This window comes from Marinobacter sp. BSs20148, assembly GCF_000283275.1.
GTDB classification, from domain to species: Bacteria; Pseudomonadota; Gammaproteobacteria; order Pseudomonadales; family Oleiphilaceae; genus Marinobacter; species Marinobacter psychrophilus.
Genome location: NC_018268.1, coordinates 1,513,129 through 1,534,180, shown reverse-complemented (window position 1 = coordinate 1,534,180; position 21,052 = coordinate 1,513,129). Strand labels below are relative to the sequence as shown.

The 21,052-nt window shown below is 54.9% G+C and carries 20 protein-coding genes and 2 pseudogenes; 7 read left to right on the top strand and 15 right to left on the bottom strand.

The features are described 5' to 3' along the window. From truD to MRBBS_RS19945, 12 genes are all read right to left on the bottom strand, one after another. Positions 1–1,092, bottom strand: coding sequence for a tRNA pseudouridine(13) synthase TruD (gene truD / locus MRBBS_RS06885; RefSeq protein WP_014870730.1), 1,092 nt, complete (start codon positions 1,090–1,092; stop codon positions 1–3). Further along, on the bottom strand, positions 1,089–1,568 hold the full coding sequence (gene ispF, locus MRBBS_RS06880) for a 2-C-methyl-D-erythritol 2,4-cyclodiphosphate synthase (protein ID WP_014870729.1): 480 nt from the start codon (positions 1,566–1,568) through the stop codon (positions 1,089–1,091). Before ispF ends, truD begins: the two co-directional genes overlap by 4 nt. A 24-nt stretch (positions 1,569–1,592) precedes the next feature. Next, positions 1,593–2,294 (bottom strand): 2-C-methyl-D-erythritol 4-phosphate cytidylyltransferase, encoded by a 702-nt coding sequence (gene ispD / locus MRBBS_RS06875; RefSeq protein ID WP_014870728.1) that lies wholly within the window; start codon positions 2,292–2,294, stop codon positions 1,593–1,595. A gap of 38 nt (positions 2,295–2,332) precedes the next feature. Then, the gene (locus tag MRBBS_RS06870; RefSeq protein WP_014870727.1) at positions 2,333–2,641 is read right to left on the bottom strand and encodes a septum formation initiator family protein; all 309 of its coding nucleotides are present in this window, start codon (positions 2,639–2,641) and stop codon (positions 2,333–2,335) included. A 207-nt stretch (positions 2,642–2,848) separates the two neighbouring features. Next, positions 2,849–4,144, bottom strand: coding sequence for a phosphopyruvate hydratase (gene eno / locus MRBBS_RS06865; RefSeq protein WP_014870726.1), 1,296 nt, complete (start codon positions 4,142–4,144; stop codon positions 2,849–2,851). A 118-nt stretch (positions 4,145–4,262) separates the two neighbouring features. Beyond that, complete coding sequence (kdsA, locus tag MRBBS_RS06860; protein ID WP_014870725.1) at positions 4,263–5,108, bottom strand: 3-deoxy-8-phosphooctulonate synthase; 846 nt, start codon at positions 5,106–5,108, stop codon at positions 4,263–4,265. 3 nt (positions 5,109–5,111) lie between these two features. Continuing rightward, positions 5,112–6,740 (bottom strand): CTP synthase, encoded by a 1,629-nt coding sequence (locus MRBBS_RS06855; protein ID WP_014870724.1) that lies wholly within the window; start codon positions 6,738–6,740, stop codon positions 5,112–5,114. Positions 6,741–6,827: 87 nt separating this feature from the next. Next, on the bottom strand, positions 6,828–8,210 hold the full coding sequence (tilS, locus tag MRBBS_RS06850; protein WP_014870723.1) for a tRNA lysidine(34) synthetase TilS: 1,383 nt from the start codon (positions 8,208–8,210) through the stop codon (positions 6,828–6,830). After that, positions 8,194–9,147, bottom strand: a complete 954-nt coding sequence (gene accA / locus MRBBS_RS06845) for an acetyl-CoA carboxylase carboxyl transferase subunit alpha (RefSeq protein WP_014870722.1) — start codon at positions 9,145–9,147, stop codon at positions 8,194–8,196. The genes tilS and accA overlap by 17 nt, the downstream gene beginning before the upstream one ends. A gap of 181 nt (positions 9,148–9,328) precedes the next feature. Then, entirely contained in the window at positions 9,329–12,814 is a 3,486-nt protein-coding gene (dnaE, locus tag MRBBS_RS06840; RefSeq protein WP_014870721.1) for a DNA polymerase III subunit alpha, read from the bottom strand. 68 nt (positions 12,815–12,882) lie between these two features. Then, positions 12,883–13,134 carry a TlpA family protein disulfide reductase gene (locus tag MRBBS_RS19950; protein ID WP_014870720.1) on the bottom strand — a complete coding sequence of 84 codons (252 nt, stop codon included), beginning with the start codon at positions 13,132–13,134 and terminating at the stop codon, positions 12,883–12,885. Positions 13,135–13,139: 5 nt separating this feature from the next. Next, the gene (locus MRBBS_RS19945; protein ID WP_014870719.1) at positions 13,140–13,358 is read right to left on the bottom strand and encodes a TlpA family protein disulfide reductase; all 219 of its coding nucleotides are present in this window, start codon (positions 13,356–13,358) and stop codon (positions 13,140–13,142) included. A 102-nt stretch (positions 13,359–13,460) separates the two neighbouring features. Here MRBBS_RS19945 and arsC point away from each other — a divergent pair, with 102 nt between their 5' ends. The 5 genes and pseudogenes from arsC to MRBBS_RS06815 all read left to right on the top strand — a co-directional run. Further along, complete coding sequence (arsC, locus tag MRBBS_RS06830) at positions 13,461–13,814, top strand: arsenate reductase (glutaredoxin) (RefSeq protein WP_014870718.1); 354 nt, start codon at positions 13,461–13,463, stop codon at positions 13,812–13,814. Positions 13,815–13,852: 38 nt separating this feature from the next. Further along, entirely contained in the window at positions 13,853–14,458 is a 606-nt protein-coding gene (wrbA, locus tag MRBBS_RS06825; protein ID WP_014870717.1) for an NAD(P)H:quinone oxidoreductase, read from the top strand. Between the two features lie 43 nt (positions 14,459–14,501). Then, entirely contained in the window at positions 14,502–14,861 is a 360-nt protein-coding gene (locus tag MRBBS_RS06820; protein ID WP_014870716.1) for a DUF2069 domain-containing protein, read from the top strand. A 56-nt stretch (positions 14,862–14,917) separates the two neighbouring features. Then, positions 14,918–15,127: a hypothetical protein gene (locus MRBBS_RS19630; protein WP_014870715.1), complete on the top strand. Its 210-nt coding sequence runs from the start codon at positions 14,918–14,920 to the stop codon at positions 15,125–15,127. Beyond that, positions 15,121–16,119: pseudogene (locus tag MRBBS_RS06815) on the top strand (GspE/PulE family protein); the annotation flags it as partial. The gene MRBBS_RS19630 and the pseudogene MRBBS_RS06815, both read left to right, overlap by 7 nt. Positions 16,120–16,185: 66 nt before the next feature. Here MRBBS_RS06815 and MRBBS_RS06810 read toward each other — a convergent pair. Genes MRBBS_RS06810 through smrA form a run of 3 tightly spaced genes read right to left on the bottom strand, consistent with a single transcriptional unit; the run spans position 16,186 to position 18,145 of the window. Then, positions 16,186–17,313, bottom strand: coding sequence for a DUF3080 domain-containing protein (locus MRBBS_RS06810; RefSeq protein ID WP_050996600.1), 1,128 nt, complete (start codon positions 17,311–17,313; stop codon positions 16,186–16,188). After that, a complete protein-coding gene (locus MRBBS_RS06805; protein WP_014870711.1) occupies positions 17,313–17,519 on the bottom strand; it encodes a hypothetical protein in 207 nt (68 codons plus the stop codon). The genes MRBBS_RS06810 and MRBBS_RS06805 overlap by 1 nt, the downstream gene beginning before the upstream one ends. A gap of 41 nt (positions 17,520–17,560) precedes the next feature. Continuing rightward, entirely contained in the window at positions 17,561–18,145 is a 585-nt protein-coding gene (smrA, locus tag MRBBS_RS06800) for a DNA endonuclease SmrA (protein WP_041635514.1), read from the bottom strand. Positions 18,146–18,273: 128 nt separating this feature from the next. On the opposite strand from smrA, the pseudogene MRBBS_RS20240 reads away from it, so the two are divergent. Both MRBBS_RS20240 and MRBBS_RS06790 read left to right on the top strand, forming a co-directional pair. Next, positions 18,274–20,190 (top strand): annotated as a pseudogene (locus tag MRBBS_RS20240) (putative nucleotidyltransferase substrate binding domain-containing protein). Positions 20,191–20,205: 15 nt separating this feature from the next. Further along, positions 20,206–20,904: a PolC-type DNA polymerase III gene (locus MRBBS_RS06790; protein WP_014870707.1), complete on the top strand. Its 699-nt coding sequence runs from the start codon at positions 20,206–20,208 to the stop codon at positions 20,902–20,904. Positions 20,905–21,052 lie beyond the last annotated feature (148 nt).

Genomic DNA, 21,052 nt, shown 5'->3' with positions numbered 1-21,052 from the left:
TTATTCGTTAAGCCGACTCAGGGCAAGATCCTGCAACGCAAAAACGTCTGCCAGCAGCGTTGTTGCATACTGGCCAGCGCCCAACGTAAATTCGATTGCCAGTGTGGTGCTGTCTTGCCATTCCCAATTCAGGTTTTGCGGCACCAGTTGCAGGGGTCTGCGCTCCGGCTGCATGCGCGTGCTGCCAAAGAGCGCGGCTAACTGCGGGTTGGCTGCCACCGCCGAGCGCTCAAGCTGTTCCTGTTCGCCGGTCGCGCGGGTACCACCATCGCCCCACAGCGGGCCTGTGACCCTCTGCTCATCCGGCTCGCCAGCCATGGACTGGCACCAGCTACCATTGTTGACGCGCGCGGCCAGCACTTCATTAAACAGCCACGAGCGGGCAGCGGAAAAATACAATACATTTTTCGAATCTTGACTGCTACGGCCGCCACGACCCCGGCCTTTGCCACGACCCTTAGCGGGACGATTCAACGAGCGCGGATTCAACAACAACGCGTTGTCCAGATTGGCGCCGTTATGGCCAAAGCGCTGGGGACCAAAATAATTGGGCGCGCCGGACCGTGTCAAACGCTCTAGTGCCTGATCGATAGCGCCTTGCTCGCCAGCCACATTGCGCAAAATAATACGAAAGCCATTACCGCTGTGATCACCGCGGCGCAATTTGCTCGCACTGCGACAACTGTCTGTTACTGGCCAGTGTTCGCTGACGCTGGCGATAAAATCTGCATCGCTGTCATTCTGGCCAGGGCGATAAAGGCTGAACCACTGCCATGTCACGGCATGGCGATCTTTGAGGCCGCAAAAACTCACGTCAAAGGGGCGTAAATCGGCCATCGCTGCCAGCTCACGGGCGACATATTCGGTATTGTCGCCGGTTTTTTGCAACCGCAAGCATAAGTGCTCGCCGGCGTTTCCGCTGCCGTTTTCGCCCTGAATGCTGGCCTTGTCCAGAACTTCACTAACCTGGAAGTCGTTTGCACAGTGTTTAACATCGGCACTGGCCGCGCACTTGCCGGTAGATGATGGCCATTGCAGGCGCCAGTTATGGCCCTGCACCGGGACTGGAGTGGCGTTTTGAGTATCATTCATAAGTTTTGCGCTTGCAGCAGGCAAATCGCCTGGCAGGCAATACCCTCGCCGCGGCCGGTAAAACCCAGCCGTTCGCTGGTGGTGGCTTTCACACTGACCTGACTGGCGGTAATGCTCAGGTCTTGTGCAATATTCACGCGCATGGCGTTGATGTGAGGTGCCATTTTGGGCGCCTGGGCGATGATGGTGACATCCACATTCACCACGCTGTAATTCAGTTCCTGAACCCGCTGCATGACGCGACGCAGCAGATCACGACTGTCCGCACCGGCCCAGTCGGCGCTGGTGTCCGGGAACAGGTGGCCAATATCACCCAGCGCAAGAGCGCCAAGCAGCGCATCCGCCAACGCGTGCAGCAGCACGTCGCCATCAGAATGAGCCTTCAAACCCCGACTATAGGGAATACTGATACCCCCCAAAATAATCCTGTCGCCTTCACAAAAAGCGTGAACATCAAAGCCCTGACCAATTCGCATACTAATTCCGTTCAGATGACCACATTACAACTGGCCAAGAATGAAGCCGGCCAACGCCAAATCCGCAGGCACGGTGATTTTGATATTATCCGACCGCCCTTCCACCAACAGCGGCCTATGGCCAGCCTGTTCCATCGCCGAGGCCTCGTCAGTTATTGCAATACCGTGATTTAACGCCCTTTGTAAGGCGTCACGCAACAGACCGTAGCGGAACACTTGCGGAGTTAGCGCGCGCCACAGATGGCGGCGGTCAATGGTTGATGTAACCGTATTCGGCGCTTGGGGGCTTGCCATCTTGAGGGTGTCAGTAACCGGTGAAGCTAGCAGGCCACCCACACTGTGAGCGCCCACTTTTTTTAACAGCCGTTTAAGATCGTCAGACGCCACGCAGGGGCGAGCCGCGTCATGTACCAACACCCAGTCTTCATTTTTGGCCTTTGGCGCCAATGCCTGCAGCGCATTCAGCACCGAATTGGCACGCTCGTTACCGCCGGCGCACGTTGCAATTCGGCCGTCAGAGCTTGCGTTCGTGCTGGGCCACCAAATATCAGTGGAGCTTAACGGCACTATACACCCTGCCGCCGGCAACGCAGCCAGCAAACGCCGCAGGGTTATATCCAATATGTATTCACTATCAACGCGCAGATACTGTTTTGGGCAATCAGCCGCCATGCGCTGACCAACGCCTGCAGCAGGAACAATCAGCCAAAGAGAAGCTTCAGGCATGGGCCATGGCGCCGTGGTTGAGGAGCAGAAAGCTGAGGTTATTGGTCGACCACCAAAAAGAAGGTTTCATCATTACGAATCAATCCCAGATCGATACGCGCTCGTTCTTCCACCGCACCCTGTTCATTGCGCAGGTTACGTACTTCCGCGTACAACCGTTCGTTGCGTGTCGCCAGCGTGTCATTGTCCTCTTGCTGCTCTGCAATGGCCTGTTCCAGCGCCCAAACTTGGGCAAAACTACCCTCACCGATCCACAAGCGTACCTGCAGTAGCAAAACCAGCACAATAATAAAGGCCCAGATAAGTTTGATGGGCGAAAAAAAAGCGCTTGGAGACGGCTCAGCCATAACAGTTTCCGGGTTGCCAGTGAGCGTTGATTGTACGGTTGGCGTCCAATGCTTATAAAACACTCAACAACAATAGTATAGACCTTTATAAAGCGGAATAACAAATGCCGCTAACTAACTGTTAAAAAAGCCATAATTTCTGGATTTTCAGCCTGGCACTATGGCTTTTGTATTTCCACAACCAACAAAAGAACCGACCTGAACGATCTAGCCCTGACCTTTGATCTCACGCAAACCGTTGTAGGCCGCCTTTCCATCCAGCGCTTCTTCAATGCGCAGCAGCTGATTGTACTTGGCTACACGGTCAGAACGGCACAAAGAGCCAGTCTTGATCTGGCCAGCGCAGGTGGCAACTGCCAGATCCGCGATGGTGGTGTCTTCGGTTTCACCCGAACGGTGCGAGATCACCGCAGTAAATCCTGCGTCCTGGGCCATCTTGATGGCGTCCAGCGTTTCGCTCAAACTGCCAATCTGATTGAGCTTGATCAGAATAGAGTTGGCTACACCGGTGTCGATACCGCGCTTAAGAATTTTAGTGTTGGTGACAAACAAGTCATCGCCTACCAGCTGTATCTTGTCGCCAATTTTGTCGGTCAGTATTTTCCAGCCGTCCCAGTCGCTTTCGTCCATGCCGTCTTCAATCGACACTATCGGGTAGCGCTCAGCCAAGCCTGCCAGGTAATCGGCAAAGCCGGCAGAGTCAAAGCTCTTGCCTTCGCCAGCCAGCAAATACTGGCCGTTTTTGTAGAATTCAGAGGCAGCGCAGTCCAGGGCCAGAGTAATGTCGGTGCCCAGCTTGTAACCGGCTATTTCTACCGCTTCCTGAATCATTGCCAGTGCAGCTTCGTTAGACGGCAGGTTGGGGGCAAACCCACCCTCGTCACCCACTGCGGTGTTCAGGCCCTGGGCCTGCAGCACTTTTTTCAGGCTGTGGAAAATCTCGGCGCCAATGCGCAGAGCATCGGCGAAACTCTTGGCGGCCACGGGCTGCACCATGAATTCCTGTATGTCGACGTTATTGTCAGCGTGCTCGCCGCCATTAAGAATGTTCATCATTGGCACCGGCATGCTGTACTTTCCGGCGGTTCCGTTGATATCGGCAATGTGCTCGTACAGCGGTTTGCCCAATGAAGCCGCGGCGGCTTTGGCAGCAGCCAGTGACACCGCAAGAATGGCATTGGCGCCCAGATTGGCTTTGTTCTCGGTACCGTCCAATGCCAGCATGGTGTTATCAAGACCACGCTGGTCGGCAGCATCTTTGCCCATCAGCGCATCGCGGATTTTGCCGTTGATAGCAGCAACGGCCTTGAGCACGCCTTTACCTAGGTAACGAGATGCATCGCCGTCACGCAGTTCCAATGCTTCGCGGGAACCTGTGGAGGCGCCAGAAGGCGCACAAGCACGACCAAGAGTGCCATCTTTAAGAATAACGTCTGCTTCAACGGTTGGGTTACCGCGGGAATCCAGAATTTCTCGGGCTTTAATATTGGCAATTGTGGTCATTCTTCATGGTCTCCGAGTTTGTCGTCAGAATTGGGTGTAGAAGAGAGCGGGAAGCGGCTTTGCAAAAAACGCTTCCCGCTCTCTCACGTTGTTCGTACACAGACTGAAACACCGCCAATTAGGCGGTGTCGATGGGTTTGAAACTTTTTACCAAGTCGTCAACAGCTTTCACCCTTTCGAGGAATGGCTCTAACTGACTCAGCCGCAGCGCACAGGGGCCGTCGCACATCGCTTCGTCCGGATTTGGATGGGCTTCCAGGAAAAGACCGGCCAGGCCCTGAGACATACCCGCCAGCGCCAGTTCAGTCACTTGTGCACGACGGCCACCGGCGGAATCAGCGCGTCCACCTGGCATTTGTAGCGAATGGGTTACGTCAAACATCACTGGCACGTTCATGGACTTCATGATGCCAAAGCCCAGCATGTCCACCACCAGGTTGTTGTAACCAAAGCTGCTGCCGCGCTCGCACAGAATTATTCGGTCGCTTCCGGCTTCATCGAACTTGGCGATGATGTGCCTCATTTCTTGCGGTGCCAGAAACTGGGCTTTCTTGACATTGATGACCGCGCCGGTTTTTGCCATAGCCACCACCAGATCGGTCTGGCGGCTCAAGAACGCGGGTAGCTGAATAATGTCACACACCTCCGCTGCAGGCGCGGCCTGGGCGGCCACGTGCACATCGGAAATAATCGGCACACCGAACCTGGCTTTGATATCCGCCAGTATCTGCAGGCCTTTGTCTAACCCCGGCCCGCGGAACGAGCTTACCGAAGAGCGGTTGGCCTTATCGAAAGAGGCTTTGAACACGTAGGGTATGCCCAGTTTACGACACACCTTTACGTAGGTTTCAGCAACCTCGAACGCCAACTCACGAGACTCCAGCACGTTCATACCAGCAAACAGCACGAACGGCTTGTGATTAGCAATATCGATATCAGCAACGGTAACGGTACTTTGTGCCATGAATCAATGCTCCTTGCGATGTCCCAGGGCAGCTTCCACAAAACCCTTGAACAACGGATGGCCGTCGCGGGGTGTAGAAGTGAATTCCGGGTGGAACTGACACGCTACAAACCAGGGGTGGTCTTCCACCTCTACCACTTCTACCAGTTTGCCATCGGTAGAACGACCAGACACTTTCAGGCCGGCTTCTTCCAGGCGCGGCAGAAAGTGGTTGTTCACTTCGTAACGATGACGGTGACGCTCGCGAATGGTTTTGCGTCCGTAACAGTTAGCAATATTGGAACCCTCGGCCAGCACGCAATCCTGGCCCCCTAGGCGCATGGTACCGCCAAGGTCGGAGTCACCGGTACGCTCTTCACGTTCACCGCTGGCATCCAGCCATTCGGTGATCAAGCCAACGACCGGTTCGGGGCTGTGGGGACGGAATTCGGTGCTGTGAGCGTCTTTCAGACCAGCCATGTTGCGGGCGTATTCAATCACCGCTACCTGCATACCTAAACAGATACCCAAGTAAGGCACCTTGTTCTCGCGGGCGTACTGTACAGTACGGATTTTGCCTTCTACACCGCGTTCGCCAAAACCGCCCGGCACCAAAATAGCATTAACATTTTCCAGAACACCGGTGCCGTCGCGCTCAATATCTTCCGAGTCGATGTAGTTAATATTAACCTTGGTGCGGGTTTTGATTCCGGCGTGTAACAGAGACTCAATTAGCGACTTGTAGGCTTCCAGAAGCTCCATGTATTTGCCAACCATGGCAATGGTCACTTCGTGCAGCGGATTCATCAGGGATTCAACCACGTTATCCCATTCGCTTAGGTCGGCTTCGCGAGCATCCAGATTGAAACGCTCGATCACTAGCTGATCCAGGCCATGGTCGTGCAACATACGCGGGATGACATAAATCGACTTGGCATCGCGCATAGGAATAACCGCACGCTCTTCAACGTTGGTGAACAGAGCGATTTTGCGTCGCGAACTGGCATCCACTTCGTGATCGGAGCGGCACAGCAGAATGTCTGGCTGCAGGCCAATAGAGCGCATTTCCTTCACCGAGTGTTGGGTCGGTTTGGTTTTTATTTCGCCAGCAGTGGCAATGTAGGGCACCAGGGTAAGGTGCATAAACAGAGCACGGCTGGAACCTACTTCCACTTTCAGTTGCCGACAAGCTTCCAAAAATGGCAAGGATTCGATGTCGCCTACGGTGCCGCCTACTTCAACCAGAGCCACGTCTACGCCCGCGGCGCCTTCAATGACACGGCGTTTGATTTCATCGGTAATGTGGGGAATAACCTGCACGGTGCCACCGAGGTAATCGCCACGGCGTTCTTTACGAATTACTTCTTCGTAAACGCGACCGGCAGTAAAGTTGTTCCGGCGGGTCATCGGGGTGCGAATAAAGCGCTCGTAGTGGCCCAGGTCAAGATCGGTTTCGGCGCCGTCGTCGGTGACAAACACTTCACCGTGTTGGAACGGGCTCATTGTTCCCGGGTCTACGTTAATGTAAGGGTCCAGCTTGATGATGGTTACCTTCAGGCTGCGTGCCTCAAGAATCGCAGCCAGAGAGGCCGATGCGATTCCTTTCCCAAGTGAGGACACAACACCGCCGGTGACGAAAATATAACGCGTCATGCAGATTCCATGATTGTCAGGTTTTGTGGAGGAGGGAGATTATCATCTCAAGATGGGAGATCAGACTACCAGAAAGCCACAACCTGCTCAATCACAATCCCGCCCCACAGTCAGCCGCCAGCCACTTGAAGGAGCGCTTCCATTGTATTTTTCCGAACACCATAAAGAGCCCACCGCAATTAACTCCTCGGCAGCGCCGCAGCCCGCAAAAACCAAGGGCAAACGAGCTCTTTCCCAAGGTGGCACGGCCTGTTCCTGAAGCCACTTTTTCACGACTTTTGCCGGACCATCAGGGTAAAAGCGGATGCGTTCACCACCCTGCCTGGTAGATACCCGTATGGGCGGCGGCCCAATTTGCTGATCGTTGCCTTGATTGTGGTCATTACTTTGCCAGGCCAACGCCAATGTCCACTCGCCCCAGCGCAGCGTCTGCTGCGGTAATACCGACTGCGAGCCCTCGGGCAAGGGGCTTTGCGCTGCCACAAGATACAGTCTGTGCTGAAAGCGTCGTACGCTATAGCCCTGCCCCAACAGTTCCGGCTCACGATCTGCAGCGGCATCCATTAATCCTGCCAGAGTCCGCTGCCAATCTGCGGACACAGGCGCAGGTAAGCCGCAAGACTGGCACCACCAGCGCAGCAGGTTGCCCTGCTCCGGGGGCGACAGTTCAGCAAACGCACGCTGGTCCAGCGAATGTGGCTGGCTATGCTGATAGACCCCATCGCAGGCATGCCACTGCAGCTGCGCCAACTTCTGGTTTAGCGAATGGCTGTCGGCACAGCCGCGGGCTGATGCCTCTACACGCCGTATGAACGATGGCCAGCGGGCCTTTAGCGGCGGGATCACGCTGTTGCGCAGGTAATTGCGATCAAAACGTTGGTCGCTGTTGCTGGGGTCTTCTATCCACGGCAGCCCGGCGTCCTCGGTCCACGCTTCCAGCTGAGCACGGGAAAACTCAAGCAACGGTCGCGCCAGAGCACCGGCACCCAAGGCACGAGTAAATGGCATGCCGGCCAGACCGGCCACGCCACTGCCGCGAAAAAGACGAAACAACACGGTTTCCAATTGATCGTCACCGTGGTGGGCCAGCAATAACAGCTCATCGGCACGCAAATATTGTTCAAATACACCGTAGCGGGCTGCGCGCGCAGCCTGCTCTAGGCCCCCGACACCTTCTGCCTTGACTGGCACCGTCACGGATACGACGCGCAGGGGCACGCTCAAGCGCGCGCAGACATCGCGGCAAAAAGCGTCTACCTCTGCAGCGTTAGGCTGTAACTGGTGATTGATGTGAAGCGCAGATAAGGCAGTGGAGGCCGGCGTAATCGCCGCGAACAGATGCAACAGTAGAGAAGAATCCAGACCGCCACTAAAAGCAATACACAGACGGTCATGCTGGGGAAGCTGCCTGGCCAGATCACGCAGCGGCGATGGCCAGACTATGGCGCTACGGCTAGCGTCCGCTGTCATAGTGGGTCAGGCGCTCATAGCGCCTTGCAACCAGTTCGTCCAGAGGCAAGCGAGTCAACTCGGCTAGACCTTCCGTTAGCGTTGCCTTAAGCGAATTGGCCATATCTTGAGGCTTACGGTGAGCGCCACCCAGGGGTTCTTTGATCACGTTATCCGCCAGGCCCAGATCTTTCAGGCGATCTGCCGTTACGCCCATGGCTGCAGCGGCTTCCGATGCGTAGTCTGCGCTTTTCCACAAAATGGACGCACAACCTTCCGGGGAAATAACCGCGTAGGTGGAATACTGCAGCATGTTCAGCTGATCGCACACACCAATAGCCAGTGCACCGCCTGAACCGCCCTCGCCGATGATGGTGGAGATTATTGGCGTTTTTAAGCGCGACATAACCGCCAGGTTGAACGCAATGGCTTCACTCTGCCCGCGTTCCTCCGCACCGATACCAGGATAAGCGCCAGGGGTGTCAATAAAGGTCAGAATCGGCATTTTGAAACGCTCGGCCATTTCCATCAGCCGCAAGGCTTTACGGTAACCTTCCGGACGCGGCATGCCAAAGTTACGCTTCACTTTCTCGCGCACTTCACGGCCTTTCTGGTGGCCAAGAACCATGACCGGCCTATCATTAATACGCGCTGTGCCACCCACCATCGAATAGTCGTCGGCGTAACGCCGGTCACCGTGCAACTCATCAAAATCGTCAAACACCATCTCGATGTAATCGAGCGTGTAAGGCCTGCGCGGATGCCGTGCCAAACGCGTAACATCCCACGGCTCAAGGTTAGAGAAAATACTTTCCGTCAGGCTCACGCTCTTTTTCTTGAGCCGGGCAATTTCATCGGTGATGTTGATGTCAGTGTCGTTGCCCACCATCCGAAGCTCTTCGATTTTGGCTTCCAGATCGGCAATAGGCTGTTCGAAATCGAGATAATTAGGGTTCATGATGTTCCGTTATTTGAATTCGTGGCAGCCGCAGCTACCAGGCCAGAATTTGTGTCAAAGATAACAGCGCAGTCGCCGAGCCTAAAGCGGACATTGGTCTGACTGCGCCTAACTGACAAAATGGTAATCTTTCCGTTGCCACACCCGCCTCGGCGAGCGCAGCAAAAAATAAATAGTGAGTTCAATCATAGACCAGTTCCACGCTACGGTCGCCCACCAGGTATTTCAACTCCAGCAACAGGCTGTCGTTGGGCTCTACCCGCCAGGATGAACCCAACTCAATACGAGTGCTGGCGGCCGGACTGGTGTACTCAATCCACACCGGGCTGCCTTCGCAGCGATGCGGCGCCAGCAATTGTTCCAGTGAATCCAGCAGGCCATTGTCTAGCTGGCTTTGATTCAGTTTCAGCTGCAAACCGCGGCTGAATTGCTGGCGGGCGCTGGCTACGTCCATCACCGAATTGACCCGCATCTTTATCTGCCCGGAGTAGTCATCGTGGCTGACCTGACCTTCCACTACAATCACCTGATCTGACTGCAACAGCTCGCGGTTTTCAAAAAACGCCTCGGAAAAAAGCGTCGCTTCGATGCGCCCACTGCGATCATCCAGGGTAACAAAACACATGGTAGAACCGGTGCGCGTTTTCATGGTGCGCTGCGCCACCACCAGCCCGGCTACCCGTTGTGGCGATTTATTGGGTTTCAGGTCGGCGATGGATGAGCGCACGAAGCGCCGAACCTCGCGCTCATATTCATCAAATGGATGGCCTGTCAGGTATAGACCAAGCGTGTCTTTTTCACCCTTAAGACGTTTCTTTTCCGGCCACTCACGAATATCGGCGACATCGCTGTAGGCATCTACGTCCATAGCGGTTTCCAACATATCGCCAAACATGTCCACCATACCGGCGGCTTCATTACGCGACTGCTGGCCCGCTTGCAGTATGGCTTTTTCGATACTGGCCATCAGTTGAGCGCGGCCGGCGCCTAACTTGTCCATAGCGCCAGCGCGGATCATCGCTTCCAGCGCACGTTTGTTGACCTTTTTCAGATCAACCCGGCGGCAAAAGTCGAACAAGTCGGTGAACGGCCCATTTTCTTTGCGCGCCGTAACAATGCTGTCAATGGGGCCTTCGCCAAGGCCTTTGATTGCACCGAGGCCATACACCACCTGGCCATCATCATTAGCGGTGAAGGCGTATTCCGAGGTACTTACATCCGGCAAAACCAAATCCAGTTTCAAGCTACGGCACTCTTCCACCAGCGTAACCACCTTGTCGGTGTTCTGCATATCAGCGGTAAGCACGGCAGCCATAAACTCGGCGGTGTAGTGAGACTTTAGCCAAAGGGTTTGGTAAGACACCAGTGCATAGGCGGCGGAGTGGGATTTGTTGAAGCCGTAACCGGCAAACTTTTCCACCAGGTCGAAGATGTTTTCCGCCAAGGCCTTATCAATATTATTGCCAGCACAGCCATCCAGAAAAAACTGCTTCTGCTTGGCCATTTCTTCGGGTTTTTTCTTACCCATTGCGCGGCGCAGCATGTCCGCGTTACCCAGACTGTAACCCCCCATCACCTGGGCGATCTGCATAACCTGTTCCTGGTACAGGATAACCCCGTAAGTGGGCTCCAATACCGGCTTCAGGCCTTCATACTGAAAATCCGGGTGTGGGAAAGACATCGGCTGCTTGCCATGCTTTCGGTCAATAAAGTCGTCTACCATGCCCGATTGCAGCGGGCCTGGGCGGAACAGCGCCACCAGGGCGATCATGTCTTCCAGGGAATCCGGTTGCAGGCGCCGGATCAGGTCTTTCATACCGCGGGATTCCAGCTGGAACACGGCGGTGGTTTCGGCTTTTTTCAGCATCACGAACGACGCCGGGTCGTCCAGCGGAATTTCGCTAATGTCCAACGGCTTTAACCCGCGCTTTTCCCGCCGCGGATTGATCATCTTCAGCGCCCAATCGATGATGGTCAGGGTGCGCAGGCCGAGAAAGTCGAACTTCACCAGGCCGGCATCTTCCACATCGTTTTTGTCGAACTGGGTTACCAGGCTGCCGCCGTCGTCGTCGCAATACAGCGGCGAAAAGTCGGTGATCTTGGTTGGTGCTATCACCACACCGCCGGCGTGCTTGCCAGCGTTACGGCACACGCCTTCAAGCTTGATCGCCATTTCCCAGATTTCCTGGGCTTCTTCATCCTGCGCCAGAAACTCTTTGAGTGACGGTTCCTGCTCTACGGCCTTGGCCAGGGTCATACCCACTTCAAACGGGATCATTTTGGACAGTTTGTCCGCCAGCCCGTAAGACTTGCCCTGTACCCTCGCTACGTCACGCACCACGGCTTTGGCGGCCATAGTACCGAACGTAATTATCTGCGATACCGCTTCGCGACCGTATTTTTCGGCCACATAGGCGATTACCCGATCACGGCCTTCCATACAGAAGTCGACATCGAAGTCGGGCATGGAGACCCGTTCGGGGTTCAAAAAGCGCTCAAACAGCAGATCGTATTGCAGCGGGTCCAGGTCTGTAATCAACTGAGCGTAAGCCACCAGAGAACCGGCACCGGAACCACGGCCCGGTCCTACCGGCACGCCGTTGTTCTTTGCCCACTTGATAAAGTCCATCACGATCAGAAAGTAGCCGGGAAAACCCATCTGGATGATGATATCCAGTTCAAATTTCAGCCGGTCGTAATAGGCCTGGCGCTTTCTGTCATAATCCGGATCGTCTTTGGGCAGGGTTTTGGCCAGACGATCTTCCAACCCTTCTTCCGACACACGGCGAAAGTAATCGTCCATGGTCATGCCTTCAGGCACAGGATAGTTGGGCAAAAAGTATTCGCCCATGCGCACGGTGACCGAGCAGCGGCGAGCGATGGCCAAAGTGTTTTCCACGGCTTCGGGAATGTCGGCAAACAGCTCGATCATTTCTTCAGCGCTGCGCAGGTGCTGTTGGTCACTAAAGCGGCGGTCGCGGCGCGGATCGTCCAGAGTGCGACTTTCGCCAATGCATACCCGCGCTTCGTGGGCTTCGAAGTCTTCCGCATAAATAAAGTGGACATCGTTGGTGGCCACCACCGGCAAGCCTAATTCAGCCGCCAGCGCCACATTCAGGTGCAGGCAATCTTCATCACCTGCACGGCCAGTACGCTGAAGTTCCAGATAAAAACTGCCGGGGTAAAGGTCACGCCAATAGCGAGCCCGGTCGCGAGCAAGTTTGGGTTTGTCTGCCAGCATGGCCTTGGCGACATCGCCCATTTTGCCACCCGAGAGCATAATCAAGCCCTGGCTTCGGGCTTCCAGCCATTCGCGCTTAATAATGGGCTTGCCAAAACGCTGACCTTCGGTGTAACCCAGCGAAACAATTTCGGTTAGGTTCAGGTAACCGTCGTTATTGCTGGCCAGCAGGGTTATGCGAAACGGACTCTCTGGCTCGTCCAGGTTTTCGAACCACAAATCGGCGCCAATAATGGGCTTCACCCCAGCGCCAAGCGCGGCTTTGTAAAATCGCACCAGCGAGAACATATTGGACTGTTCGGTGAGCCCAACGGCAGGCATACCCAGCTCCACCACACGTTTGATCAACGGCTTTACCCGTACCAGGCCATCCACCAAGGAATGTTCAGAGTGAATGCGAAGATGTACAAAGGTTTGGGCAGTCATTGCAGATAATCCTGATTAAAGCAGAAATACGGATAACACAGATAAAGCTGGCCGCTATCAGCGGCCATTTAAAGGCCGATGGCAGCGCGAATACTGGCCTGGGTCTGCTCGCCAAACAGCACCTGTTGTAACTCACCCTGTGGGTTTATAACCAGCGTAGCCGGCAACGCAATCGGCGTTTGCCAGCCAAACTGCGGGCCCGGGTCCTGATTCAGCAGATCAAAGCCAATGGCCATGCGCACGCCCAGCTGGCGCAGTTCGGCGCCGCTGATACCATCAAAGTTAACGCCTAACACAGTGATAGCCGGGTTCTGGCTCAAGGCATTCAGTTCGGGAATTCCTTCAGGCAGGGCTTACACCACTCGGCCCAGTAATTCACCAATACCCATTGCCCACGCAGATCGCTCCACACAAGTGGCGCGCCTTCATTGCGATCCAGCTCAATCTTGCTACAGCCCGCCAGCGCAACCATCGTGGCAAACAAACATCCAATAGCCGCCAGGCGGCTGGTATTAAGGGCAAAACCGGTCACGGGGTATTGCAAGCAAAGTCCTCCTGTTAAACTCCACGCCTACGAATTCACATTCGCACGCCACGCATCTATTATTACGAACCCTCAACTACGCACCCATAATCAGGCGAGAAGATGACAGAACCCACCCGGATTTTCCACAATCCCCGCTGTTCAAAATCCCGCCAGGCTTTGGAGCTACTAACGGGCCGAGGCATCAAGCCTGACATCATACGTTATCTGGATACGCCGCCGACAGCGCCAGAGTTGGACATTATTTTGCAACAGCTTGCGCTGGAACCACGGCAATTGATGCGCCGTAAAGAACCAGAATACAAACAGCTGGCGCTAGACAACGCCGACCTTAGCCGGCAGCAGCTGATTGCGGCAATGGTGGCAAACCCGCGCCTGATTGAACGCCCTATTGTGCAGGCAAATGGCAAAGCGGTCATCGGCCGGCCTCCGGAAAACGTACTGGCTATTCTGTAAATAAATTTTACCAAGCTAACATTTTGAGGACTTTTGCCATGACCGTACCGGCTCCCTACGTGCTGATTTTGTATTACAGCCGCACCGGCCAAACCGCCGACATGGCCAATCGTATTGCTCGAGGTGTTGCCCGGGTGACCGGTATGCAGGCGCGAATTCGCAGCGTGCCGCCGGTGGCACCGGAAACCAATAGCGCATTACCGCCGGTGCCCGATGAAGGCGCACCCTATGTTAGTAAGGACGATTTGGCTGCCTGCTCTGGTTTGGCCATTGGCAGCCCTACCCGCTTTGGTAATATGGCCGCGCCGCTGAAGCACTTTCTGGATACTACCGGCGATTTGTGGATCGCCGGTGCCTTGGTTGGCAAGCCCGCCGGTGCCTTTACGTCAACCGGCAGCCTTCATGGCGGCCAAGAGACCACATTACTGTCGATGATGCTGCCATTGCTCCACCATGGCATGGTGCTGTGCGGCCTGCCCTACAGCGAGCCAGCGCTGGGTGCTACCACGACCGGCGGCACACCCTATGGCCCTAGCCATTTCGCCGGTACCGGCGAACAGCTGCCACTGAGCGAACACGAACAGATCCTTTGTCAAGCATTTGGCGAACGCCTGGCTCGTCTGGCGTTGAAACTGGCCGACTAATCCGCTGTCGCGGAATCATCTTAAACAATTACGGATTTCTGACATGTTGCGTAACCCGAAAGCACTCATAACAGCACGTATTGCTCTGGCGCTCTATCTGGCCACTATAATTGCTCTGGTGGTGACCACTTTTTTCCCGGGGCCAGAGGAAGGCGTCTCCATCACTATGGTACTGGCAGTAAAACTGTTACCTCTGGTAGGTTTTATTGTGCCGGTGTATCGCGGCAACAGTCGCGCTTATATCTGGCTGTCCTTTGTTATCATTTTCTATTTCACCCAAGGCGTGGTGTCAGCCTGGCTCAGTGAGGGCGCTATCGGGCCGGTTATTACAACCGTGCTAACCTTCTTGCTGTTTACTGTGGCAATGATTCATCTTAAGGTAAACCGGCCCGAGACGGCCTGAGTGTTGCTTGTAGCACACCGCTCTCCCTTCCGATGACTGCAACGGACGCGCAGCTTATGGCTTCAGGGCCTCCCCGTGACAAACGCCCGCAAACCAAGGTACCGCAGGCGCCGGCAAGTGCGACCTTAACCCTGCGGGGTATTTGCACAGTTTTGGTCAGCAGCGGCGACATTCTGCAAACCGAAGGCGAACGTGTGTTGTCGGCCAACCTTGGCAGCGCCGGAGGCGATACAGCAACGCGCCACCCACTGGAACTGGTCGCCTGAAGATACTGGGCAGGCTGAACGTGGCCGAAAAACGCCGACCCCAGGACGGGCGCATAAAAATCCGCAAGCCGGACAATCAAGAAGTAGAGCTGCGCCTGGCCACACTGCCCACCGCCTTTGGCGAAGAAATGGTGCTGCGGATTTTTGACCCGGACGTACTGCTGAAATCCTACGAACAGCTGGGTTTCAGCCGTGAAGACCGTGAACGCTGGAACGGCATTTCCGGCCGACCCCACGGTATTGTGTTGGTCACCGCCCCTACTGGCTCAGGTAAAATCACCACCCTGTATTCCACACTCAAACAACTTGCCACACCAGAGCTGAACGTATGCACTATTGAAGACCCCATTGAAATGGTGGAGCCGGCGTTTAACCAAATGCAACTACAGACCAACATCGACCTGACCTTAGCCGCAGGCGTTCGGCCACGGCTGCGGCAAGACCCTGACATCATCATGATTGGCGAAATTCGCGATATGGCAACCGCAGAAATGGCGGTACAGGCCGCTCTGATGGGCCATCTAGTCCTTAGCACCCTACACACCAACGATGCCCCTAGCACCATCACCCGACTGATGGAGCTGGGAATCCCCCCATACCCGATTCGGGCGACGGTGCTTGGCATTATGGCTCAACGCCTGACCCGGAACCTCTGCCCGCACTGCAAAATGGTCTGCGAGCCCGATGAACATGCCTGGAAAACCCTGACCCAGCCCTGGCGTGCGCCTCTGCCAAAAAAATTCTAGCAGCCGACAGGGTGCCTGGAGTGCCGTCAGACCGGCTACATTGGCCGCTCAGGCGTCTATGAGATACTGGAGTTGTCCACCACCATGGTGCGACAAATCACCGATGGCTGTGAACTGGAGCAGCTGCGCGCCGACGCTTACAAAAGCGGCATGAAGTCACTGCGCCTGAGTGGCGCGCAAAAGGTGGCCGCCGGGCTGACCAGCGTTGAAGAAATTTTGCGGGTAACGCCTGAAAGCCAGCGTTAGGCGCTGTTTGTTAAGCGCATTCTGCTAATTACTGTTTGTTAAGTACTGCTCGTTAATCAACACGCACTACGCACCCGGGCGCAAGCCGCACTGTTCCAAAAGTTTCTGCCAGCCGCGGGTGTGGTCGGCCACGGCCTTATCCAGATTATCCCACACGTTTGCACTCTCGACACCAGCATTCCCAGCATTAGCACTCGCAACACCGGCGTCAGCTGGCAAGGCGAGCGCCTGCCAGTGCTGAAAACTCTGCGGCATCACGGCGGTTTGAATCTGCGCTAGCTGCGCCAACGGCTCCAACAGCTCGATGCGGGCACGGCGCAGGTCCGCCAGATACGGCTGCACCTTGCCAATGTAAATACTGATAAACATACCCTGCACGATGGTGGACTGATTGTTGGGATTGCCATTCAAGCACAGGGGGCGCTGCGCCAACCGGCGTTTAATCACCGCTGTGCCATCATTAAGTCTCGCCGCCACCAACAGGGCACTATTGATCAATTGGCCGGCGTGATACTCGGCCTGCCAACGTTGTTGCACGGCCCCGGCAAAATCCAGATTCTGCTCCAATTCGCCACTAAGAAGACTCCGCGCCGCGCGTTCTAACTGGGCGGCTTCACGGGCAAGGTCCGACAGCGGATTCTTGGCAATCACCGGATAAAATCCCTTACTAGTGGTAAACAGGTTCTCTACTTCTTCGACACCCCAGGTTGCGTTCCAAAGCGCAATAGGCAGGTTCTCACGTTTACTACTTATGGCTTGCTGCAACGTGTCCTGCAGCTTTTCATCCCCATCATCAATACTGCTTTGCAGGCATTTTCCAGCGCTGGCGATGAAACGCAGTTCGTACCGCAAACGGTTCAGCGGCTGCATAACCTTGCCCATGATGGAATTTTTCTCACCGACCACAAACTGCAGATCGCAGCCGTAGAGCGACAGAAAGTCTAACATTCCGAGTTCCAGCTCGGGCATGTCCAGAACCCGTTCACGGCGGCGCGGCAAAATAGGAGCTGGAGCCAGCTCGCTGAACTGAGGGTCGGTCTCCAACACACGGCCCAGGCGCTCAACGTATTCGTCCATCATGGGTCGCGCTGCATCAAACGGACTGCAGGCAGTTAGAAAGATGGCTGCGAGCACCGCTAGAGAAGCCCTGGCCGAGCTTTTGCCCACTACTCCAAAGGCCCGGGGTATTTTCATTACTTTATGACTTTTTCGCCGTCTTTATTAACCCAAATCGGGCGATCGTCATTGCCCACTTTGCCGTTGGTGTCCCAGATTTCCCGATTTTCGGTGGTTTTTTCTATAGCGCCGTTATCTTCCCAGATTACGCGATCTTTGCAGCCCGCCAAGACGATCAAAGAAACGATGATCAAAGCGGTCTTTTTTGTTAGCAAATAGGCCATACACTTCTCCGATTTATAGTTGAGATTGCCATCGGCGACGCTTAATCACGCCGGTCGTGGGCTTCCCTGTTATTCTGTTTTTCGCGATCACTCTTGCGAATCATAATGTAAATGGCGCCGGTGCTGCCGTGGTGCTTTTGCGTTGTATGAAACGCCAGCACCGGCTCCAATTCCGGTAACCACTTGGCAAGGTAACTTTTAAGCCAAGCGATACCGTCGCGGTTGCGTTCGCCTTTACCGTGCATAATCGTTGCCGTGCGCAGATCATAGCGCATGCAGTCATTAACAAAGCCAAACACCTGGCGCCGGGCTTCGTCTACGGTCATTCCGTGCAAGTCCAGCTTGGCTTCGCTGGGGTAATAACCCATACGCAGTTTGCGAAACACGCCGTTCTGAACGCCGGGGCGTTTCCAGCTCAGAATATCCTGAGCGGTCAAAGGCTCAACCATGTCTGCCGTGAGCGGATTGGTGTCTTTCAGCGGCAACGCGATGGCCGCCCGCTGACGTTCCAGGTGGCCCGGGGTCAACTCGCGAGGCACCACAACATCGGCTTTGTTTGGCCGTTTTATACGTTTCACATCGCCCATTTCAGCGAGAAAACGCAGTCGATCTTCTTTGGTAGTCATGACAATATTATCAATGGTTCCTAATGCGGTGAACTTTACCACTGGCCTGCGATGCCATAAAGTAATCCGGCGGCGCCTGCACTAGAATGTAACTAAATTCACCCGTCGTCGACAAAGTGAAACCGACTATGGCAGCAGCCTCTCAAGACCAGAATCGCCCGCAAAATACCCGGGCCATTATGGCTTTTCTACAAAATCATCCACCTTTTTCCAATATGGAAGAAGATCATCTAGCGCACTTTGCAGAGCATTCTACGCTACGTTTTTACGCTAATGACGAGGTGGTTTTGTCTGCGGACGATGGCGTTGCTAACCAATTTTACGTTGTAAAGCAGGGTCGGATTCGTGGCGAGAGACTGAATAGTAGGGACGATCGCACCGAAACCACTTTCGAGATTGGCCTGGGGGACTGTTTTCCACTGGCAGCACTTGTGGGTGAGCGGCCTACCCGCACGCTGCACCGATCGGTGGGCGACACATTTTGTCTGAACATTGAACATGAAGATTTTGTCACCCTGTTTACTCAAAGCGATACGTTCCGCGACTTTTGCCTGCGCGGCGTTAGCAGCCTTCTCGATCAGGTGAATCAACGCATACAATCCGGCGCCATGGCATCGATTGGTTCGAATTTTACGTTAGATTCCCCACTGGAACGCTTCGCCCTACGTAATCCCATTGTGTGCACACCCGACTTGCCCGTGCACAAAGCTGTAGCGCGTATGCACGAAAGCAACGTAGGCAGTATTGTGATCACCGACGACAACCGACATCCGGTGGGCATTTTCACATTGCGCGACTTGCGCACACTGATTGCCGAAGAAAAGGCCCCCCTGAGCGCCCCGATTCGGCACGTTATGACACCGAACCCCTGCTCATTGCTGGCAAAAGAAAATGCCTTTGCAGCCGCCATGCTGATGGCGGAGCATCACTTTGCCCACATTTGTGTGGTGGACGACGAGAACAGATTGATTGGCGTTGTATCAGAACGGGATTTGTTTGCACTGCAGCGGGTAGACCTGGTCAACCTAGCCCGCACCATCGGCACCGCAACTCACCTGCGCACATTGGTTAGCCTGCGCGCGGATGTTTCGCACTTGGTTGATTCGATGTTGGCCCACGGCGCCGATTCCGGCCAGATCGTAAAAATCATTACGACCCTGAACGACGTCACCGTGCGCCGTGTATTAGAACTGAACATCGCCAAAAACGATCCCGGCATACCGTTCACCTAGCTGACGTTCGGCAGCGAGGGTCGCCAGGAGCAGACTCTGTTGACCGATCAGGACAACGGCATATTGTTCACCACGCCGGAAGGTATGACGGAAGATCAAGTACGGGAGAAACTGCTGCCGTTCGCGCGCATCGTGAACGACGAGCTGGCGGAATGTGGGTTCACTCTGTGTAAGGGCAATATTATGGCCAGCAATCCGAAACTGTGCTTGAGCGGCGCCGAATGGGACCACTGGTTCGTGCACTTTATCGATGCTTCGACACCGCAGAACTTGGTATATTCGTCTATATTCCTCGACATGCGCGCGGTTTTTGGCCCCAGCGAACCGTTGCACGAGCTATTCCAAACAGTTCTGAAGCGTATCGGCAACAATCCGCTATTCCAGAAAATGCTAGCGGGCAACGCCTTTACCCGTAAGCCGCCACTGACCATGTTCCGCAGTTTTCGCTATGTCAGCGATGGTAAAAAACACGCGTTAGATCTCAAACGTCAGGGCCTGGCACCCTTCGTTGAAACCGTACGGGTGTTCGCCTTGGCTAACGGTGTAGGAGCTGCGAATACCCTGGAGCGGATGGATGAACTGGCTCGCAAAGGTGTGTTCGACGCAAAAGATGCCAACGCCTGGAAAGAAGCCTACAGCCTGATACAGGCCATCCGTATGCGGGCACACAATGAAATGCTCGAAAACAAAGAACCGCTAACCAATTACATTGATCCAGATGACTTGAACCCGCTGGACCGCCGAATACTCCGCGAATCTTTCCGCCAGGCCCAGCGCCTGCAACAGAAGCTGGAACTGGCCTACCAGCTCTAGCCCCGGGGCCTGAACATGATCGACTTTCTGAAACAGTGGCTGGAACGCAAAAAGCGTGGCGGTATAGACACCGCCAACCTGCCGAACCCCAAAACGATTGGCAAACAGCTATTGATGACCTCGCGGTTAATCGTGCTCGATCTGGAAACCACGGGGCTGAACCCAGCCAAAGATCAGGTGATCGCCATAGGCGCCGTAGCCATTAATAACAATTCCATACCGCTAGACGACCAGTTTGACCTGATACTGCGCCGGCCAGAGCTGGATATCCGTAAAACCGTACTGATTCACGGCATTGGCCCCGAAGCACTGACCGACGGCCACGAAACCGAAGACGCTCTGTTGCACCTTTTGGACTGGATGAATGGCGACCCTATTCTGGCCTATCACTCGGCGTTTGATCAGAAGTTTCTTGAGAAAACCCTGCGCGCGGAACTCGGCTACGGCGAAAATCACATCTGGCTCGATGTTGCAGAGCTAATGCCTACCTTTTTTCCAAGCGCCAATAAGCAGGGCAAGGGCTTGGACAACTGGGCTGACACCTTCGGCTTGCAGGCCAGTACACGCCATCACGCGGCAGCTGACGCTATGGTCACCGCCGAACTCACGTTAATTGCTCTCAATAAAGCCGCACAACAGGGCACTCACACCCTGGCCCAACTCAGCTACAAACTGCGTTACCAGCGCCACCTGAGAAATATGCAACGGCTTTAGCCGCGCCATTTGCAAAGCCACGGCGCATATCGAGCTGAAGCGTCTGCGCCAACCCTCAAATTTCAACCGTAAACCCGTAAAACTCCAGAACTTTAGACCTTTTGCCAATATCACAGAGGCTCGCATTGCAGCAAAGTCCATACGGTAA

What these genes read in the sequence shown, in the direction of transcription:
- MRBBS_RS19630 (WP_014870715.1), top strand. Translation starts at nt 14,918, where the DNA reads ATGGCTTCAGGGCCTCCCCGTGACAAACGCCCGCAAACCAAGGTACCG.
- MRBBS_RS06855 (WP_014870724.1), bottom strand. Translation starts at nt 6,740, where the DNA reads ATGACGCGTTATATTTTCGTCACCGGCGGTGTTGTGTCCTCACTTGGG.
- MRBBS_RS06805 (WP_014870711.1), bottom strand. Translation starts at nt 17,519, where the DNA reads ATGGCCTATTTGCTAACAAAAAAGACCGCTTTGATCATCGTTTCTTTG.
- ispD (WP_014870728.1), bottom strand. Translation starts at nt 2,294, where the DNA reads ATGCCTGAAGCTTCTCTTTGGCTGATTGTTCCTGCTGCAGGCGTTGGT.
- wrbA (WP_014870717.1), top strand. Translation starts at nt 13,853, where the DNA reads ATGACCGTACCGGCTCCCTACGTGCTGATTTTGTATTACAGCCGCACC.
- MRBBS_RS06820 (WP_014870716.1), top strand. Translation starts at nt 14,502, where the DNA reads ATGTTGCGTAACCCGAAAGCACTCATAACAGCACGTATTGCTCTGGCG.
- ispF (WP_014870729.1), bottom strand. Translation starts at nt 1,568, where the DNA reads ATGCGAATTGGTCAGGGCTTTGATGTTCACGCTTTTTGTGAAGGCGAC.
- smrA (WP_041635514.1), bottom strand. Translation starts at nt 18,145, where the DNA reads ATGACTACCAAAGAAGATCGACTGCGTTTTCTCGCTGAAATGGGCGAT.
- MRBBS_RS06790 (WP_014870707.1), top strand. Translation starts at nt 20,206, where the DNA reads ATGATCGACTTTCTGAAACAGTGGCTGGAACGCAAAAAGCGTGGCGGT.
- arsC (WP_014870718.1), top strand. Translation starts at nt 13,461, where the DNA reads ATGACAGAACCCACCCGGATTTTCCACAATCCCCGCTGTTCAAAATCC.
- dnaE (WP_014870721.1), bottom strand. Translation starts at nt 12,814, where the DNA reads ATGACTGCCCAAACCTTTGTACATCTTCGCATTCACTCTGAACATTCC.
- tilS (WP_014870723.1), bottom strand. Translation starts at nt 8,210, where the DNA reads ATGACAGCGGACGCTAGCCGTAGCGCCATAGTCTGGCCATCGCCGCTG.
- accA (WP_014870722.1), bottom strand. Translation starts at nt 9,147, where the DNA reads ATGAACCCTAATTATCTCGATTTCGAACAGCCTATTGCCGATCTGGAA.
- MRBBS_RS06870 (WP_014870727.1), bottom strand. Translation starts at nt 2,641, where the DNA reads ATGGCTGAGCCGTCTCCAAGCGCTTTTTTTTCGCCCATCAAACTTATC.
- eno (WP_014870726.1), bottom strand. Translation starts at nt 4,144, where the DNA reads ATGACCACAATTGCCAATATTAAAGCCCGAGAAATTCTGGATTCCCGC.
- MRBBS_RS06810 (WP_050996600.1), bottom strand. Translation starts at nt 17,313, where the DNA reads ATGAAAATACCCCGGGCCTTTGGAGTAGTGGGCAAAAGCTCGGCCAGG.
- truD (WP_014870730.1), bottom strand. Translation starts at nt 1,092, where the DNA reads ATGAATGATACTCAAAACGCCACTCCAGTCCCGGTGCAGGGCCATAAC.
- kdsA (WP_014870725.1), bottom strand. Translation starts at nt 5,108, where the DNA reads ATGGCACAAAGTACCGTTACCGTTGCTGATATCGATATTGCTAATCAC.